Genomic DNA, 1,183 nt, shown 5'->3' on the forward strand with positions numbered 1-1,183 from the left:
TCGATTACTCGACGATCTTGGCTACAACGCCGGCACCGACGGTACGGCCGCCTTCACGGATCGCGAAGCGCAGACCTTCGTCCATCGCGATCGGCGCGATCAGCGTCACGTCCATCTTGACGTTGTCGCCCGGCATGACCATCTCGACGCCTTCCGGCAGCTCACAGGCACCGGTTACGTCGGTGGTGCGGAAGTAGAACTGCGGACGGTAGCCCTTGAAGAACGGCGTGTGACGGCCGCCTTCTTCTTTGCTCAGGACATACACTTCGGCTTCGAAGCGGGTGTGCGGGGTAATGGAACCCGGCACGGCCAGAACCTGACCACGCTCAACGTCGTCACGCTTGGTGCCACGCAGCAGCGCGCCGATGTTCTCGCCGGCACGACCTTCGTCGAGCAGCTTACGGAACATCTCAACACCGGTAACGGTGGTCTTGGTGGTGTCCTTGATGCCGACGATTTCAACTTCGTCGCCGGTCTTGACCACACCGCGCTCAACACGACCGGTTACAACGGTACCACGACCCTGGATGGAGAAGACGTCTTCGATCGGCATCAGGAACGGCTGATCGATGGCACGCTCCGGCTCCGGAATGTAGTCGTCCAGTGCTTCCACCAGTTTCTTGACCGCGGTGGTGCCCATTTCGTTGTCGTCTTTGCCTTCCAGCGCCATCAGCGCGGAACCGGTGACCAGCGGCGTGTCGTCGCCCGGGAAGTCGTACTGGCTCAGCAGGTCGCGAACTTCCATCTCGACCAGTTCCAGCAGCTCTTCGTCGTCGACCATGTCGGCCTTGTTCAGGAACACGACGATGTAGGGTACGCCGACCTGACGGGACAACAGGATGTGCTCACGCGTTTGCGGCATCGGGCCGTCAGCGGCGGAGACCACCAGGATCGCGCCGTCCATCTGGGCGGCACCGGTGATCATGTTCTTCACGTAGTCGGCGTGGCCCGGGCAGTCGACGTGCGCGTAGTGGCGCGTCGGGGAATCGTATTCCACGTGAGAGGTGGCGATGGTGATACCACGCTCTTTCTCTTCCGGTGCGTTGTCGATGCCGTCGAACGCCATCGCCGAGCCGCTGCCCCATACTTCGTGGCAGACGCGGGTCAGGGCCGCTGTCAGGGTGGTTTTACCGTGGTCAACGTGACCGATGGTGCCCACATTGACGTGGGGCTTGGAACGCTC

At 62.0% G+C, this 1,183-nt stretch carries 1 protein-coding gene; it reads right to left on the reverse strand.

The genetic code is table 11. From position 1 onward, the window contains the following. Positions 1–4: 4 nt before the first annotated feature. Positions 5–1,183: elongation factor Tu (gene tuf, locus IE111_RS24350; protein ID WP_229805511.1), on the reverse strand; the 1,179-nt coding region annotated here is incomplete at its 5' end.

Origin of the sequence: Saccharospirillum salsuginis (assembly GCF_014651855.1) — a bacterium.
Taxonomy (GTDB): domain Bacteria; phylum Pseudomonadota; class Gammaproteobacteria; order Pseudomonadales; family Natronospirillaceae; genus Saccharospirillum; species Saccharospirillum salsuginis.